The sequence below is a fragment of the Kerstersia gyiorum genome (assembly GCF_048595715.1).
GTDB lineage: Bacteria > Pseudomonadota > Gammaproteobacteria > Burkholderiales > Burkholderiaceae_B > Kerstersia > Kerstersia gyiorum.
This window is the reverse complement of record NZ_CP169556.1, coordinates 1,114,185-1,128,342: the sequence shown is the minus strand read 5'-3', so window position 1 is coordinate 1,128,342 and position 14,158 is coordinate 1,114,185. Positions and strand designations below refer to the sequence as shown.

General features: G+C 62.4%; 12 protein-coding genes. 4 read left to right on the top strand and 8 right to left on the bottom strand.

Features of this window, described 5'->3' with window-relative positions; all coding sequences use genetic code 11:
- Window positions 1-41: 41 nt before the first annotated feature.
- From ACEW7X_RS04940 to ACEW7X_RS04910, 7 genes are all read right to left on the bottom strand, one after another.
- On the bottom strand, window positions 42-740 hold the full coding sequence (locus tag ACEW7X_RS04940) for an ABC transporter ATP-binding protein (protein WP_068373991.1): 699 nt from the start codon (window positions 738-740) through the stop codon (window positions 42-44).
- Window positions 734-1,522: an ABC transporter ATP-binding protein gene (locus ACEW7X_RS04935; RefSeq protein WP_257740693.1), complete on the bottom strand. Its 789-nt coding sequence runs from the start codon at window positions 1,520-1,522 to the stop codon at window positions 734-736. Before ACEW7X_RS04935 ends, ACEW7X_RS04940 begins: the two co-directional genes overlap by 7 nt.
- A complete protein-coding gene (locus ACEW7X_RS04930; RefSeq protein WP_253100911.1) occupies window positions 1,512-2,498 on the bottom strand; it encodes a branched-chain amino acid ABC transporter permease in 987 nt (328 codons plus the stop codon). The genes ACEW7X_RS04935 and ACEW7X_RS04930 overlap by 11 nt, the downstream gene beginning before the upstream one ends.
- A 3-nt stretch (window positions 2,499-2,501) precedes the next feature.
- Entirely contained in the window at window positions 2,502-3,416 is a 915-nt protein-coding gene (locus ACEW7X_RS04925; RefSeq protein ID WP_068373998.1) for a branched-chain amino acid ABC transporter permease, read from the bottom strand.
- Complete coding sequence (locus ACEW7X_RS04920; RefSeq protein WP_127773436.1) at window positions 3,413-4,582, bottom strand: ABC transporter substrate-binding protein; 1,170 nt, start codon at window positions 4,580-4,582, stop codon at window positions 3,413-3,415. Before ACEW7X_RS04920 ends, ACEW7X_RS04925 begins: the two co-directional genes overlap by 4 nt.
- Before the next feature lie 145 nt (window positions 4,583-4,727).
- Window positions 4,728-6,374 (bottom strand): AMP-binding protein, encoded by a 1,647-nt coding sequence (locus ACEW7X_RS04915; protein ID WP_420177697.1) that lies wholly within the window; start codon window positions 6,372-6,374, stop codon window positions 4,728-4,730.
- Between the two features lie 315 nt (window positions 6,375-6,689).
- Window positions 6,690-7,127, bottom strand: coding sequence for an Lrp/AsnC family transcriptional regulator (locus ACEW7X_RS04910; protein WP_134838189.1), 438 nt, complete (start codon window positions 7,125-7,127; stop codon window positions 6,690-6,692).
- A gap of 236 nt (window positions 7,128-7,363) precedes the next feature.
- On the opposite strand from ACEW7X_RS04910, the gene ACEW7X_RS04905 reads away from it, so the two are divergent.
- The 4 genes from ACEW7X_RS04905 (at window position 7,364) to ACEW7X_RS04890 (ending at window position 13,513) form a co-directional block, all read left to right on the top strand.
- On the top strand, window positions 7,364-8,020 hold the full coding sequence (locus tag ACEW7X_RS04905) for a LysE family translocator (RefSeq protein ID WP_205704141.1): 657 nt from the start codon (window positions 7,364-7,366) through the stop codon (window positions 8,018-8,020).
- A 192-nt stretch (window positions 8,021-8,212) separates the two neighbouring features.
- Window positions 8,213-9,511, top strand: a complete 1,299-nt coding sequence (locus tag ACEW7X_RS04900; RefSeq protein WP_420177696.1) for a DUF2254 domain-containing protein — start codon at window positions 8,213-8,215, stop codon at window positions 9,509-9,511.
- 181 nt (window positions 9,512-9,692) lie between these two features.
- The gene (mutS, locus tag ACEW7X_RS04895; protein WP_420177695.1) at window positions 9,693-12,314 is read left to right on the top strand and encodes a DNA mismatch repair protein MutS; all 2,622 of its coding nucleotides are present in this window, start codon (window positions 9,693-9,695) and stop codon (window positions 12,312-12,314) included.
- On the top strand, window positions 12,311-13,513 hold the full coding sequence (locus tag ACEW7X_RS04890) for a cupin domain-containing protein (RefSeq protein ID WP_253100899.1): 1,203 nt from the start codon (window positions 12,311-12,313) through the stop codon (window positions 13,511-13,513). Before mutS ends, ACEW7X_RS04890 begins: the two co-directional genes overlap by 4 nt.
- Before the next feature lie 137 nt (window positions 13,514-13,650).
- Here ACEW7X_RS04890 and ACEW7X_RS04885 read toward each other — a convergent pair whose 3' ends face one another.
- Entirely contained in the window at window positions 13,651-14,061 is a 411-nt protein-coding gene (locus ACEW7X_RS04885; protein ID WP_068374011.1) for a transcriptional repressor, read from the bottom strand.
- Between the last annotated feature and the right edge of the window lie 97 nt (window positions 14,062-14,158).

The window sequence follows — 14,158 nt, the reverse complement described above, 5'->3', positions numbered from 1 at the left end:
CCCCCACCTTTGTTCAGCCCATTAACAAGCAGGAACGGAAGCTATACGCCCAGATACCGGCTCGCCAGCCCCGCTTCCTGCTGCAGCGCGGCCGGGCTGCCTGACCACACCACCGTGCCCTTCTCTACGATGTAGTGGCGGTCGACCAGCGTAGCCATTTCCGGCAGGTTCTTGTCTATCACCAGAATCGTCTGCCCCTCCGTCTTGAGCTGACGCAGGCATGACCAGATTTCCTGCCGGATCAGCGGTGCCAGGCCTTCGGTCGCCTCATCGAGAATCAGCAAATGCGGGTTGGTCATCAGAGCCCGCCCTACCACCAGCATCTGCTGTTCACCGCCCGACAACGTACGGGCCGACTGCTTGCGCCGTTCCAGCAGGCGAGGAAACAGCGCATAGACCCGCTTCAGATCCCAGCTATCACGCCCCGGTTCGCGCCTGGCCGTCGCCAGCAGGTTTTCTTCCACCGTCAGCGATCCGAACACGCGCCTGCCTTCGGGAACCAGCCCGACGCCCAGACGCGCCACCACGCTGGGTGCCAGGCGCTCCAGTGGTTTGCCACGAAAACTGACCTGGCCGCCACGCGCAGGCAGCATGCCCATCACTGTCTTGACGGTAGTCGTCTTGCCCATGCCGTTGCGGCCGATCAGGGCGATCACCTCGCCCTCGCCAGCCTCGAAAGACATGCCGAACAACACCTGGCTGCCGCCATATCCCCCTGCGAGATCCTGAACCGTCAGCATGTTTCTTCTCCCAGATAAGCAGCGCGAACATCCGGATGCTGGCGCACGGACACTGGATCACCCGTATGGATGATGCGGCCGTAGACCAGCACGCTGACGCGATCAGCCAGCGCAAATACGGCATCCATGTCGTGCTCGACCAGCAGAATGCCGTAATCCTGCTTGATTTCCGCCAGCAGCCGGGTCATGCGCGCCGACTCATCCCCGCCCATGCCAGCCATGGGTTCGTCCAGCAGCAGCAGGCGCGGCTCACGCGCCAGGGCCACGGCCAGTTCCAGCTGACGTTTCTCACCATGCGCCAGGTCGGCGGTACGTGCCAGGGCGCGGTCCGCCAGGCCGACTTTTTCCAGCCAGTGCATGGCACGCTCGTGCATGGCGCCATCGTTACGCGGATTGCGCCACATGCCGAAGCCGCGCGACTTGAGCAGCATGACGGACAGAATCACGTTTTCCAGCGCATTGAACTCCTGACACAGCTCGGTGATCTGGAATGAGCGCCCCAAGCCCTGACGCGCCCTGAGATAAGGCGGCAGGCGCGTGACATCACGCCCCTCGAGTTCGATCACCCCGGCGTCGGGCAGAATTTCGCCGCAGATCTGCGTGATCAGCGTTGATTTTCCCGCTCCGTTGGGGCCGATAATGGCGTGGATCTCCCCCTTGAAGACAGTCAGGTCCACGCCGTTGGTTGCCTTCACGGCATGAAAAGCCTTGTGCAAGCCTGCAATGCACAGCAAGGGGGCGGCGCCATCCTGCCGCTGGTGGTTGTTCTGCTCATTGGCCATTGCGCTTCTCCAGCAGTCGTCCGAACAGCCCGCGCTGCGCCAACAGCACTACCAGTACCAGCAGCGGCCCCATATAGAGCAACCAGTGTTCGGTCACTGCCGACAATGCCTGCTCCAGCCCCAGGAAAACAGCCGCGCCGCCAATCGGCCCCAACAAGGTGCCTACGCCCCCGAGGATCACGATGGCCATGAATTCGCCGGATTTGGTCCAGGCCGCCATATCCGGCGTGACCAGCCCGGAGTAATTGGCCCACAGCACGCCTGCCAGCCCGGTGCCCACCGCCGACAGCACGAACGCCGTCAGCCGATGCGGTACCGGCGCCACGCCGAGGTTCACCGCGCGCCGTTCACTCTGGCGCAGCGCCTGCAGCACCATGCCGAAACGCGAATTGACGATACGTATGCACAGCAGCGTCCAAAGCGCCAACAGGACCAGGCAGACGTAATAGAGTTGCGTGTCGCTGGACAGATCCACGCCCGGCAGATGGTTGCGCTCGTTGAGCAGCAAGCCATCGTCACCGCCATAGACTTGCAGCGACACCAGGATGAAGTAGAACATCTGGCCAAAGGCCAGGGTGATCATGATGAACTGCACGCCCCGCGTACGCAGCGCCAGGTAGCCTGTCACCAGGCCCAGCAATGCGCTGCAGGCCAGGGCCAGCGGCCACACCAGCAAGGCCTCATTGCTGCCCGCCCAACCAAACAGCGGACCGGCCTCGAAGGTATGAAAGGAAATGATGCCGACGACGTAGCCGCCCATGGCAAAGAACATGGCATGGCCGAAACTGATCATGGCGCCATAACCGATGACCAGATCCAGACTGACGGCCACCAGACCGTAGATCAGAAAGCGCGTTGCCAGGTTGACCCAATACGGCGAGCCTATGGTTTCAGCCAGCAGCGGCAACAGGGCCAGGACCAGCAGACCGCCCCAGCCAAACAGGGCCCGCCTGGCGTTGAAGGAATTTTGAATCATGTTTCAGCTCCGCGCCGGGAACAGGCCAGCAGGCTTGATGATGAGAACAATGGCCATCAGCACGTAGATGCTGGCCGAGGCAAAGCCTGCCGCCAGCGGATCAGCGATCGTCGGGGGAAACAGATGCCCCAGCAAGGTCGGCAGATAGGCGCGTCCCAGGCTGTCCACCATGCCTACCAGCAGCGCGCCGGCCAGCGCGCCGCGCACAGAACCGACCCCACCGATCACGATGACCACGAAAGTCGTAATCAGGATGCGCTCGCCCATGCCGATTTCCACTGCCAGCAAGGGCGCGGCCATGACGCCGGCCAGGCCGCACAGCAATGCGCCCAGACCGAACACCAGCGTATAGAGGCGGCGGATATCCACGCCCAGCGCTTCCACCATGCCGTGGTCATCAGCACCGCCCCGGATCAACATGCCGATCCGGGTGCGGTTGACCAGCAGCCATAGTCCCAGGGCCACCAGCGCCCCCACCAGGATGAAGGCCAGGCGGATGACCGGATACTGGAAGCCCGGGCCCAGCGTCACGTATCCCTGCAGGATGTCAGGGATATTCACCAGCGGCGGGCGGCGCCCGAAAATCAGGCTGACCGCCTCGTTGGTGAACAACAGCAACCCGAACGTTGCCAGCACCTGGTACAGGTGGTCACGCTGGTACAGCCTGCGTATCACCAGCACTTCGACGACCAGCCCGTAGATTCCCGCCCCCAGCAGTGCCGCCAGGATGCCGGCAAGGAAAGAGCCGGTATTGGCAATGGCGTAGGCCGCGCAATAGGCCCCCACCATATAGAACGAGCCGTGCGTCAGGTTAACGACCCCCATGATGCCGAAGATCAGGGTCAGCCCGGCTGCCAGCAGGAATAGCATGGCGCCGAACTGCAAGCCGTTGAGCAACTGTTCGAGGAAAAAAGTCATGATGGCATCTTGCAGAGTTTGGCGTAGCTATCCTCGTGATCGGTCATCAGCTTGCGCACGGTACGCGGCGCGAGCTCACCCGAATCCTGGCGGACGATCTGCATCAGGTAGTAGTCCTCGATAGGGTGCTGGTTCACGTTCATGCGGAAGTTGCCGCGCAGTGATTCGAAATCCGCCTTGCGCATGGCTTCGCGGAATTCATCCTTGCGCGACATGTCGCCGTCGACGGCCTTGAGCGCGGTACCCATCAGCTGCGCCGTGTCGTAGGCCTGCATGGCGTAATCGGTCGGCACGCGGCCATATTTTTTCTGGAAGGCTTCGACAAAAGCGCGAGATTGCGGCGTGTCGGTATCCAGCGACCAGATGCCAGTGGTATAGACCCCTTCTGCCGCATCACCCGTCGCCTTGAGCATGTGTGCATCCATGGAGAAGCTGGGAATGATCATCGGGATACTCTTGTTCAACCCTGCCGCCGCATACTGCTTGGCAAAGTTGATGCCGGTGCCGCCGGGATGGAACTGGTAGACGGCGTCCGGCGCAATGGAGCGGATACGCGCCAGTTCGACAGAGAAATCGGACTGGTCGAGCTTGGTGTAGATTTCCGCGGCGATTTCGCCCTGGAAATTTTCCTTGAAGCCGGCGATGGCATCGCGGCCGGCCTGGTAGTTGGGCGCCAGCACCGCCACCTTTTTGTAGCCCAGTTCGTTGGCCGCCACGCCGCCTGCCGAATAGAAGGCATCATTCTGGTAGGACACGACGAAGTAATTGGGGTCGCAGCGCTGGCCAGCGAAGTTCGACGGGCCGGGATTAAGGCTGATGTAGAAGTCGTCGGCCTTGGTCACGCTGGGCACCACGGCCGCCAGCACATTGGAAAAGATGACGCCAGTGAAGATGGGGACGCCGGACTGCACCATGCGGTCGGCCGCCTGCTTGGCATTGGCAGGCTTGAGCGCATCGTCCTCCACCACCAGTTCTACCGGAACGCCGCCCAGCTTGCCGCCGCCTTCTTCTATCGCCAGATTGAAGGCATCGCGCAGGTCTTCGCCGATGTAGCCGGCCGGTGTGGAGAGCGTGGTGATGAAACCGATGCGTACCGGATCCTGGGCCTGCGCCACGGCGCAAGCCCCTGCCAGCAGCGCGCCGACAGTGAGGGTTTTCCTGATCATGTGTTGTCTCCAGTATGGTTATGAAACCGGCCTTTTTTCGTGCTGGCCGGCTGGCACTGCTTGATACTACGCTGTCCTGATTTGCCCTCGGCGGCGCGCGGCTCGCCTCCCGGGTAAACACCGAGGCACCGCCGCCTGCCGCCGGCTAGCGGGCTTCCTGGCGCAGCGCGAAACGGCGCAACTTGCCGGTTTCGGTACGCGGCAGGCTATCGACGAATTCGACCAGGCGCGGATACTTGTAGGGTGCAACACTGTCCTTAACAAAGCGTTGCAGCGTTTCCACCATGGCTTCGTCCGGCGCGTTTCCGGCCTTGAGCACGACATAGGCTTTGACAACCTGGCCCCGTAAATCATCCGGCCAGCCAACCACTCCGCATTCCGCAACGGCCGGATGACGCAGCAGCGCATCCTCAACTTCCGGGCCGGCGATGTTGTAGCCAGCAGAAACGATCATGTCGTCGTTGCGCGCCTGGTAGAAGAAATAGCCATCGCTATCACGTACAAAGACATCGCCAGGCAGATTCCAGCCTTGCTGCACGAAGACCTTCTGGCGTTCGTCCGCCAAATAGCGGCAACCGGTAGGGCCACGCAGCGCCAGGCGCCCCGGCGTACCATCGGGCACAGGCTGCATGTCCTTATCCACAACGCAGGCCTCGTATCCCGGCACTACCTGACCGATGGCGCCACGCCTCACGTTTTCCGGACGACTGGAGATGAAGACGTGGATCATTTCAGTGCCGCCAATGCCATCTACCATTTCAATGCCGCTGGCATCCTTCCACAGCTGGCGCGTGGCGTCAGGCAACGCTTCGCCGGCCGACACGCAGCGGCGCAGGCTGGACAGGTCATATTGGGTCGCCAGCGCAGCCATTTGCCGGTAGAAGGTCGGCGCAGTAAAGACGATGGAGACGCGAAAATCCTGCACCGCTTGCAGCAGGCTCGCTGGCGTGAGTTTTTCGGCCAGCACCACGCTTGCGCCAACGCGCAGCGGGAAGCACAGCAGGCCGCCCAGGCCGAAGGTGAACGCCAGCGGCGGCGTGCCGCAGAATATGTCATCCGGGCCGGGCTGCAATATATGGCGCGAGAACAAGTCGCACATGGCCAGCACGTCACGATGAAAATGCATGCATCCCTTAGGCATGCCCGTGGTACCGCTGGTGAAGGCAATCAGGCAAATATCATCGGCTGCGGTGTCGCACGCCGTGAACTTGTCGTCCGGCTGCGCGGCGGCACGCGCTTCCAGGGATGCGCTGCCCGGCTGGTTGAAGTAACGGATCTGCTGCAGGTCGCTGCAGAAGTGTTCATGACCCGGGGTGCGGCAGAATTCGGCTTCTTCGGCCAGGCGCGAATCACACAGCATGGCGCTGATCTGCGCTTTTTCGATAACCTGTTTGAGTTCCTTGGCACGCAGCAGCGGCATGGTCGGTACAGTGACCATGCCAGCCTTGATCGCCGCCAGCCAGGCCGCCGCCATGAGCGGGTGGTTGGCGCCGCGCAGCAAGACGCGGTTGCCCGGTACCAGGCCCATTTCTTCGGTCAGCACCCGGGCCATGCGATTGGTCAATGCCTGCAGTTCGCGATAGCTCAACGTTGCCTCGGCACCGTCTTCCCCCGGCCAGCGTAGCGCGATCCGCTCACCCCGGCCTTCACTGACGTGGCGATCCACCAGTTCCGCCGCGCAGTTCAGGCGGGCGGCATAGTCGGTGTCAGGGGAATCCAGCATGACAGGCCAGGTGTCCTGCGGCGGCAGGTTATCGCGAGCGAAGGTATCGACGTGTGCGGAAACTTCCATGATTACCTCGGATTGAGCACCCGCCAGGACAGGCCCGGCCGGAAATTATTTTATAAATACATATTTTACTTTTAAAGCAATGTAGCCAAATTCAGGCACTGGAACTATCTAGGAATTACCCTCAGGCAAGCCGCCAAGGGCCGCGTCAGGACTGGCGTTGCCCGGTTTGACTGGGTTGCGCGGTTTGCTTGCCGCTTCATGTATTGCTGGTGCGCGGTTGGGCGGGCTCGATCACCAAGCCGCAATATCGGGCCGCGCCGTTCCCGGCGTTCGATGGTCTTGCCGAGCATCAGGAACAGCAGCGCCCCCCCCAACTCAAGGACTGGGACCTCGCTCCAGGTAGGTGGACAAGGCCACGATGCAATGGGTGCCATCTATGCCTTCGAACCCCTGGATACGCGCCAGGATTTCTTCCAGCGCCTGGGTGTCGCGGGTACGTACCTTGAGCAGCACGTCGCTCTGCCCGGTAATGGTATGCACTTCCTCGATATCCGGCAGGCCGGTGAAGTCATTCTGTTCCAGTGTCGTCGCCCAGTTGCGGGTCTTGACCTGAATGAATGCCAGCAGCGGACGGCCAATCGCGGGGCCGTCCAACACCGCGACGGTTCCCTTGATCACACCATCCTGCTTCAGCCGTTTCACGCGCTCATGCACGGCTGGCGCCGACAGGTGCAGGGCCTCACCGAGGGCAGCATAACTACGTGTCGCATCGGCGGCAATCAGGCTTAACAATCTTCGGTCGACATCATCCAAGGCCGCACCGCCCCCCGCGCCTTTCCTAATGCGATTCGTTTTTTCTTCCACAGCCTTTACCCCCCTTCAAACAACAGAACGATATAAGTTAAATTAGATGAAACGCTGAATATTTTAAGTCATCACCCATGTTTTCCGCGATCCACGTCTTGTCCAGCATCCAGGCCCATCCCGGGCAGGGCGGACCGCCGCGAGCGAACCGCAACTCCTTTCTCTATTGATTCACGGCAACTGCCGTGCCCACTATCTGTTTTGATTCGCTGCGCATCATGGAATTGGCTACGTTCTATTCATTCCTGGTCTATTCACTGGTCACCGCCATCACGCCGGGGCCCAACAACATCATGCTGACTGCCTCCGGCCTGAACTTCGGTTTCCGCCGCAGCATTCCCCATATCCTGGGCGTGGCCATGGGCTTCGGCGTCATGGTGGCCGTGGTCGGGCTGGGCATAGGCAACCTGCTGAAAAGCTCTCCTGCCCTGTTCGAGACCATCCGCGTGCTGGGCATTTTCTACCTGCTCTATCTGTCCTGGCGCATCGCCACGGCCGGCGCGTCCTCGTCTTCCAGCAATACCAGAGGCCGGCCGCTGGGCTTCGTTGGCGCCGCGCTGTTCCAATGGGTCAACCCGAAATCCTGGATCATCACGCTGAGCGCCGTAACGTCCTACACCAGCAATACCAATGGCAGCCTGACGCTGTTTCTGACGCTCGGCCTGATCTACACCATCGTCAGCCTGCCCGCCGTCAGTGCCTGGGCCTACATGGGCTCACGCCTCCAGGACCTGGCTGCGGACGCACGGCGCATGCGCTGGTTCAACTGGAGCATGGCCCTGCTGCTGGCCAGTTCCGTGCTGCCTTCCATCCAGGCTTCATTGCAGTACTTCTCGCTCTGAACACCCGCCGCCAGCCTGTCTAGCACGCCGCACCCGCCCGGGTTGCGGCGTTTTTTCTGCCTAGCCTGACGTCACCTCCAGCCAACCCTGCAGCGGCAAAGCCCCTATACTTGAGCCACACCTCAATAAGAGGCAATAGCTCGTCGTTCCAATTCATAGTAGGTTGCCTATCCCGCTTTAAGGAAGCCTGTCATGCCTCAGCGCCGTCGCCCCGCCCTCGCCACTTCCATTCCCTCCGGCTGGCGCTGGGTACTGCGACAGCTTTCACGCCGGCTCTGGGTGCACACCACCCTCATTGGCCTGCTTGGCGTCGTGGCGGCCATGCTTGCCGCATTGGTGGAGCGCTACGTCCCTCCCTGGGAAGTGCCATCCAATATCGGCGACAACTCCGTCTTCACCCTGCTGCAGATCATGGCATCCAGCATGCTGGCCGTCACCACGTTCTCATTGAGCATCATGAACGCGGCCTACGATGCCTCGACCAATAATGTCACCCCACGAGCCACGCGCCTGCTCATGGAAGACCGAATTACCCAGAACGCCCTGTCAGCATTCATCGGCTCTTTCATTTTCAGCATCGTCGGCATCATTGTCCTGCAAACCGGCGCTTACGGCGAACGCGGCCGGTTCGTGATGTTCGTCGTCACCATTGCCGTCATCGCCCTGGTCGTGATTTCGTTGTTGCGCTGGATCGACCACCTTACCCGCCTCGGACGCGTAACCGATACCTCCAGCCGCATTGAAGACACGGCCAGGCAAGCCCTGGACGCCCGGCTCGTGCATCCCTACCTGGGCGGCCTGCCGCTCCATGCTCCCAAAACGGAGGTTCCTGCTACTGCCGTGCCGGTCATGGCAGCTGCCATCGGCAATGTACAGTTCCTCGATATGGTTGCCCTGGCGCGTTGCTGCGAACAGCACGATTGCGATGCCTACGTACCGGCCATTCCTGGCACCTTTGCCTACACCGACACGCCCCTGGCCTGGCTCCATCGCGCCGACGGGCAGCCCTTGCCAGAATCCGCCCTGACAACCTGCCACGCCTGCTTCACCCTGGGCGCGGAGCGCGCCTTCGACCAGGACCCGCGCTTCTGCCTGGCCGTCATCGGCGAAATCGGGGCTCGCGCCGTCAATGACCCTGGTACCGCGATAGATATCATTGGCCGCATGGCCCGGCTATTGCAACGCTGGGCCGACGGCTGTGCCAGCCCAGTTGCCGAGCCCACGCTCTATCCCCGCATCCGCGTCGCCCCGCTGACAGCAGCAGAACTCTTTGCCGACGCCTTTACGCTGATTTCGCGCAACAGCGCCGGCATGATAGAAGTGCAGGTGCGCCTGCAACGCACCCTGCACGCCTTGGCCCGCACAGGCAATGCCGACTTCCACGCCGCAGCGCGGGAACAGGCGCAACTGGCCCTGGAACGGGCGGAAAGCGCGCTGGTGCTGGAGCAGGAAAAGCTGCAGCTCCGGCGCGCTGCGCATGATGCAGCCTGAGATGCCCGCTGGCGCCTGCAACGGTAGCGTCACGCAGGCCTAACATGGTCAAATACCCTATTCCGCCGCAAACGCCCGCATGGTGTTCCAGGCGCTGCCACCCCCGGCGCATCCCTGCACCGGGGCACCGGCCGCCATGGCAGCCTTGTGCAGGCGCCGGCTGACCATTTCCAAAGTTTCGATGCAAAAGAACGATCTTTCCGCCCATACCCCCATGATGCGGCAATACCTGGAACTCAAACAGGAAGCCGGCCCGTTGCTGCTGCTTTACCGCATGGGGGATTTCTATGAGATGTTCTACGAGGACGCCGAGCGCGGCGCGCGACTGCTCAACCTGACGCTGACCAAGCGCGGCAATTCAGCAGGGGCGCCGATTCCCATGGCCGGCATTCCGGTGCACGCGGTAGACCAGTACATCGCCAAACTCGTCGCGCAGAATATTTCCGTAGCCATTTGCGAACAGATCGGCGACCCTGCCACCAGCAAGGGGCCCGTGGAACGCAAGATCGTCCGCATTGTGACGCCCGGCACGCTGACCGACGATGCCCTGCTGCCCAGCAAATCCGACCGTATCCTGGCCGCCCTGTCGACGACCGGCAAGGCGCCCCGCAAGCTGCGCCATGGGCTGGCGTGGCTGAACCTCGCCAGCGGCGATTTCCGTGTGTCGGAGTGCGATCCTGCCGAACTCGAAGCCGAGCTGCACCGGATCGCCCCGGCGGAACTCATCATCGCCGACCAGGCTGAATTGCCGGTCGCCTTCGACGGTGCCATTGCCCGCACGCCGGACTGGCATTTCGAGTACGAAGGTGCGCGCAGCCATCTGCTGGCCCATTTCCGCACGGACTCCCTGGCCGGTTTCGATGCCGAAGACCTGGAAGCCGCGCAATGCGCCGCGGGCGCCCTGCTGCGCTATGCCACTCGCACCCAGGCGCAGACGCTGACGCACGTGCAGACGCTTAAAGTGGACCGCAGTGGCCAGTACGTGGTGCTGGACCCCTATACCCGCCGCAATCTTGAACTGACGCGTACGCTTTCCGGCGAGGAAACCCCCACGCTGTTCTCGCTGCTGGACCACTGCCACACGCCCATGGGCAGCCGCCTGCTCAAGCGCTGGCTGCATCACCCCCTGCGCGACAATGCACCGGTGCTGGCCCGCCAGCAATCCATCGAAGCCCTGCTGGCAGCGTCTCCCGGCGCCTCGGCCTGGCAGACGGAAGCCTTGCTCAACGGACTGCAACGCGCCTTGCGCCCGATTCCCGACCTGGAACGCATTGCAACGCGCCTGGCGCTGCGCACCTTGCGGCCACGAGAGCTCGCCAGCCTGCGCGAGGCGCTGCTGGCACTGCCCGGCGTCCTCCAGGCCCTGGCATTACCTCAGGACAGTGCCGTCCCGCACCTGCACTATTTGGCCGCCAGCCTGGAAATCGACCCAGGGCTGGGGGAACTGCTGGCACGCGCCATTGCCGCTGAACCCGCAGCTGCCATCCGTGATGGCGGCGTGATCGCCACCGGCTACGACAGCGAACTGGACGAACTGCGCAGCCTTGCCAGCGACAACGGCGAATTCCTGATGCGGCTGGAAACCCGCGAGCGTGAACGCACCGGCATTTCCAACCTCAAGGTTGAGTACAACCGCGTGCATGGCTTCTACATCGAAGTGTCGCGCCTGCATGCGGAGAAAGTCCCGACGGAATACCGCCGCCGCCAGACCCTGAAGAATGCCGAGCGCTACATTACGCCTGAGCTGAAAAGCTGGGAAGACAAGATCCTCTCGTCCAAGGACCGCTCCCTGGCCCGGGAAAAATGGTTGTACGAACAATTGCTGGATGCCCTGGCGCCACACGCACCGGCGTTGTCGGCGTGCGCCGCCGCGCTGGCTGAGCTCGATAGCCTGGGTGCCCTGGCCCACCATGCTCGCACGCATGCCTGGGTACGCCCGGAATTGTCTGACCAGGCAGAAATCAGCATCGAAGCCGGCCGCCACCCGGTGGTGGAGAACGCCATAGAGCGCTTCACCCCCAATGACTGCCAGCTGGACTCCACCCGCCTGATGCTGTTGGTCACCGGCCCGAACATGGGGGGTAAATCCACCTATATGCGGCAGGTCGCGCTCATCGCCCTGCTGGCCCGCATCGGCAGCTTCGTGCCCGCCACACAGGCGCGCATCGGCAGCCTGGACCGCATTTTCACCCGCATCGGAGCCGCCGACGACCTCGCTGGCGGCCGCTCCACCTTCATGATGGAGATGACCGAAGCCGCCACCATCCTGTCTGCCAGTACCAGCCACAGCCTGGTTCTGATGGACGAGATCGGGCGCGGCACCTCAACTTACGACGGCCTGGCGCTAGCCTGGGCCATCGCTCACCGCCTGCTCACCCACAATCATGCGCTGACCTTGTTCGCCACCCACTATTTCGAACTGACGCGCATGCCATCGGAGTTTCCGCAAGCTGCCAACGTGCATCTGGCAGCGGCGGAATCTGCCAGCGGCATCGTGTTCCTGCATGAAGTGCGAGAAGGCCCCGCCAGCCGCAGCTATGGCATCCAGGTCGCGCAACGTGCAGGCATTCCAGCGGCCGTCATCCGCCATGCCAGCCGCGAACTGGAACGCCTGGAAAGCCAGGGCCAACCCACGCCGCAACTTGGCTTGTTCAGCCAGGGCCTCGACGCCCCCGCCCCCGCCCCTGCTGCCGAGGCCGAAGCCCATCCCGCCGTCACCGCGCTGTCCGATATCGACCCGGACAGCCTCACGCCCAGGGAAGCCCTGGATGCCCTCTACCGCTTGAAAGGCCTGCTGCAATGAACCTGGATACTCCGCTGACCCTGCTGGGCGGCATCAGCCCCGCAGAATTCATGCGCACCTACTGGCAGCGCAAGCCCTTGCTGATCCGCCAGGCCGTTCCTGGCATCAAGCCTCCCGTGAAAATCCCAGGACTGCGCAAGCTGGCACGCGAGGATGATGTCGAATCACGGCTGATCTGGAAAGAGGACGGCGAATGGCAGATGGAAAACGGGCCGTTCGCACGCCTACCCAAGCGCGATGAACGTGAATGGACGCTGCTGGTTCAGAGCCTGGACCAGCACGACGATGCTGCCGCGCACCTGATGCAGCAGTTCCGCTTCATTCCCGACGCTCGCCTGGACGATGTCATGGTCAGCGTTGCCAGCGACGGTGGCGGCGTTGGCCCCCACTTCGACAGCTACGACGTTTTCCTGCTGCAGGCCCAGGGTACCCGCCACTGGCGCATCGGCCAGCAGCGCGACCTTGATCTGGTCCCGGACCTGCCTCTGAAGATACTCAGCAACTTCCAGCCGGACGCCGAATACTACCTAGAGCCCGGCGATATGCTGTACCTGCCCCCCCAGGCCGCGCACGACGGCATTGCGGTCGGCAATGACTGCATGACGATTTCCATCGGTTTTCGCTCGCCGGACCGGGCGACGCTGGCGCGCGGCATGCTGGAAGCGGCCATGGATCAGGTCATGGAACGCGCCACTTGCAGCGGCGGCACCTATGCCCAGCCGCTCCTGCCCGGCCCCGACCTGTCCGCGCGCTATCGCGATCCGGGCCAGCCGGCCACCGCCACACCAGCGGAAATCCCCGGCAAGCTGGTCAAGCATGCACTGGATAGCGTTGCCAAGGTGCGTTTCGACGAAGCGCTGGCGACACGATTCCTGGGCTGCTGGCTCAGCGAACCGCACCCGAACGCCGTATTCGAATCCAGTCTGGAAGACAGCGACGATACCGCCGACAGCCTGCCCGATAGCCTGCCTTCCCATGGCCGGCTGGTGCTGGACCGGCGCACCCGGATGCTCTACCGCGAGCGCCAGTGCTTCATCAACGGGGAATGCCTGGAATGCCCGCCAGACGCATTGCTGCGCGCACTGGCCGACGCCAGGGAACTGCATTGCACCGACTGGCGCAAGCGCCGTATCGGGCTGGCCGTGCGTGAATACCTGACAGATTGGCTGGATGCCGGCTGGCTGCACTGGCGCGAATAAATAGCCAAGCTGCCATCCTGGCAGTGCCCGGATGGCAGCTGCCTCCTCCGGGCACTGCCAATAAAAAAGCGGCCTGATGAAGACATCAGCCGCTTTTTCACTTCCTGCCTGCGGAACAGGCAGAAGTAAAGTACTACTCAGGCCTTCGGCGTGGCGAAGACGTTGATGGTGTACTCGGACAGGGTGTAACCCATTTCCTCGGCAATCTTGTGCAAGCGCTTCTCGATCTGGGGATCGTGAAACTCCTTGACCTCGCCGGTCTTGCTGCACACCAGGTGACCGTGGTGGCGCTCGCCGTCATTCAACTCGTACACAGCCTTGTTGCTGCCGAGCTGGTTGCGCTTGAGCAGGCCAGCCTGTTCAAACTGGGTCAACACACGGTACACCGTCGCCAGGCCGATTTCGATGTTATCAGCCATCAACAGGCGATAGACATCTTCAGCAGTCAGGTGACGTTGTTCGCTGTTGCGAAACACATCCAGAATTTTCAGGCGGGGAAAGGTTACCTTAAGCCCACTATCCTTGAGTTCAATCTTATCCGATGCCACTTGTTCTCTCCAGATAGAACGCGGTTAACTCGGGTTTTACGGCAACGGACACCACGCCCAGCCACCGAAACCATTCGACCGCACACTGCCGACGCGC